The organism is Microbacterium sp. K2 (assembly GCF_051365005.1).
GTDB lineage: Bacteria > Actinomycetota > Actinomycetes > Actinomycetales > Microbacteriaceae > Microbacterium > Microbacterium foliorum_B.
Genome location: NZ_JBLWII010000011.1, coordinates 1 through 3,228, shown reverse-complemented (window position 1 = coordinate 3,228; position 3,228 = coordinate 1). Strand labels below are relative to the sequence as shown.

Below are 3,228 nucleotides of genomic sequence, written 5' to 3'. Positions count from 1 at the left end.
GTTTCTGTACCTCTGGGCCTCTTGTTGTTTCCCTTGTGGGGGAGGCGAGAAGGGGTACCGCCCGTACTTTGAGAACTACACAGTGGACGCGAGCATCTTGCAGCCGGCTTTTGTCGGTTGCACAAGATGATCTTAAAGATCATTAGTCAATTTCAAGCCAGGCCGTGTGTCTGGTGTCGATTCTGATTCAAACTCATGTGATTTATCAAGTCTTTAAGAGCAAACGGTGAATGCCTTGGCATCTGGAGCCGAAGAAGGACGTAGCAATCTGCGATAAGCCTCGGGGAACTGATAAGCAAGTTTTGATCCGAGGGTGTCCGAATGGGGAAACCCCGCTGGGCGGCGTGCCGACCTAGTGACTCCCGCCTGAATATATAGGGCGGGTAGAGGGAACGTGGGGAAGTGAAACATCTCAGTACCCACAGGAAGAGAAAGCAACCGCGATTCCGTTAGTAGTGGCGAGCGAAACCGGAACAGGCTAAACCTAGCGTGTGTGATAGCCGGCAGGCGTTGCACGTTGGGGGTTGTGGGACTTTTCAGTCATCTCTGCCGAGATGGCGGCGTTACAAGATGGTATAGACGAACGGTCTTGAAAGGCCGGTCATAGAGGGTGACAACCCCGTAGTCGAAATGCCTCCCTTGGCGCGAAGAGTATCCCAAGTAGCACGGGGCCCGTGAAATCCCGTGTGAATCTGTCAGGACCACCTGATAAGCCTAAATACTCCCAGATGACCGATAGCGGACAAGTACCGTGAGGGAAAGGTGAAAAGTACCCCGGGAGGGGAGTGAAATAGTACCTGAAACCGTTTGCTTACAAACCGTTGGAGCAGCCTTAGTAGCTGTGACAGCGTGCCTTTTGAAGAATGAGCCTGCGAGTTAGCGATATGTGGCGAGGTTAACCCGTTGAGGGGTAGCCGTAGCGAAAGCGAGTCTGAATAGGGCGATTCAGTCGCATGTCCTAGACCCGAAGCGAAGTGATCTATCCATGGCCAGGTTGAAGCGACGGTAAGACGTCGTGGAGGACCGAACCCACTTAGGTTGAAAACTGAGGGGATGAGCTGTGGATAGGGGTGAAAGGCCAATCAAACTTCGTGATAGCTGGTTCTCTCCGAAATGCATTTAGGTGCAGCGTTGCGTGTTTCTTGCCGGAGGTAGAGCTACTGGATGGCCGATGGGCCCTACAAGGTTACTGACGTCAGCCAAACTCCGAATGCCGGTAAGTGAGAGCGCAGCAGTGAGACTGTGGGGGATAAGCTTCATAGTCGAGAGGGAAACAACCCAGACCACCAACTAAGGTCCCAAAGCGCGTGCTAAGTGGGAAAGGATGTGGAGTTGCCTTGACAACCAGGAGGTTGGCTTAGAAGCAGCCACCCTTGAAAGAGTGCGTAATAGCTCACTGGTCAAGTGATTCCGCGCCGACAATGTAACGGGGCTCAAGCACGCCACCGAAGTTGTGGCATTGACATTATTGGTAGGCCTTCGTGGTCCAGCCGTGTTGATGGGTAGGAGAGCGTCGTGTGGCCAGCGAAGCGGCGGTGTAAACCAGCCGTGGAGGCTACACGAGTGAGAATGCAGGCATGAGTAGCGAAAGACGTGTGAGAAACACGTCCTCCGAAAGACCAAGGGTTCCAGGGTCAAGCTAATCTTCCCTGGGTAAGTCGGGACCTAAGGCGAGGCCGACAGGCGTAGTCGATGGACAACGGGTTGATATTCCCGTACCGGCGAAGAACCGCCCAAACTAATCCAGTAGTGCTAAGTGTCTGAATCCCAGTGACTGATCCCTTCGGGGTGACGCGTTGGGCCTAGCGCACGACCCCATTCTGGTGCGGTTAGCGTATTAACAGGTGTGACGCAGGAAGGTAGTCCAGCCGGGCGATGGTTGTCCCGGTGCAAGTGCGTAGGCCGAGAGATAGGCAAATCCGTCTCTCACATAGGCTGAGACACGATGCGGATAGAAAGTGGATGATCCTATGCTGCCAAGAAAAGCATCGACGCGAGGTTCAAGCCGCCCGTACCCCAAACCGACTCAGGTGGTCAGGTAGAGAATACCAAGGAGATCGAGAGAATCGTGGTTAAGGAACTCGGCAAAATGCCCCCGTAACTTCGGGAGAAGGGGGGCCTTCGACGTATTAGGACTTGCTCCGAAAGCGTTTGGAGGCCGCAGAGACTAGTGGGTAGCGACTGTTTACTAAAAACACAGGTCCGTGCCAAGTCGCAAGACGATGTATACGGACTGACGCCTGCCCGGTGCTGGAAGGTTAAGAGGACCGGTTAGCCGCAAGGCGAAGCTGAGAATTTAAGCCCCAGTAAACGGCGGTGGTAACTATAACCATCCTAAGGTAGCGAAATTCCTTGTCGGGTAAGTTCCGACCTGCACGAATGGCGTAACGACTTCCCAACTGTCTCAACCGCGAACTCGGCGAAATTGCATTACGAGTAAAGATGCTCGTTACGCGCAGCAGGACGGAAAGACCCCGTGACCTTTACTATAGCTTTGTATTGGTGTTCGGTGTGGCTTGTGTAGGATAGGTGGGAGACTGTGAAGCATGGACGCCAGTTCATGTGGAGTCATTGTTGAAATACCACTCTGGTCACTCTGGATATCTAACTTCGAACCGTAATCCGGTTCAGGGACAGTGCATGGTGGGTAGTTTAACTGGGGCGGTTGCCTCCCAAAAAGTAACGGAGGCGCCCAAAGGTTCCCTCAACCTGGTTGGCAATCAGGTGTCGAGTGTAAGTGCACAAGGGAGCTTGACTGTGAGACTGACAGGTCGAGCAGGGACGAAAGTCGGGACTAGTGATCCGGCAGTGGCTTGTGGAAGCGCTGTCGCTCAACGGATAAAAGGTACCTCGGGGATAACAGGCTGATCTTGCCCAAGAGTCCATATCGACGGCATGGTTTGGCACCTCGATGTCGGCTCGTCGCATCCTGGGGCTGGAGTAGGTCCCAAGGGTTGGGCTGTTCGCCCATTAAAGCGGTACGCGAGCTGGGTTTAGAACGTCGTGAGACAGTTCGGTCCCTATCCGCTGCGCGCGTAGGAAATTTGAGAGGATCTGACCCTAGTACGAGAGGACCGGGTTGGACGAACCTCTGGTGTGTCAGTTGTTCCGCCAGGAGCACCGCTGATTAGCTACGTTCGGGATGGATAACCGCTGAAAGCATCTAAGCGGGAAGCCGGCCTCAAGATGAGATTTCCATACCTTCGGGTGAGAGGCTCCCAGCCAGAC

The 3,228-nt window shown here is 54.1% G+C and carries 1 rRNA gene; it reads left to right on the top strand.

What is annotated here, in order from left to right:
• Positions 1-203: 203 nt before the first annotated feature.
• Positions 204-3,228 (top strand): 23S ribosomal RNA (locus tag ACLKOY_RS18000); the annotation flags it as partial.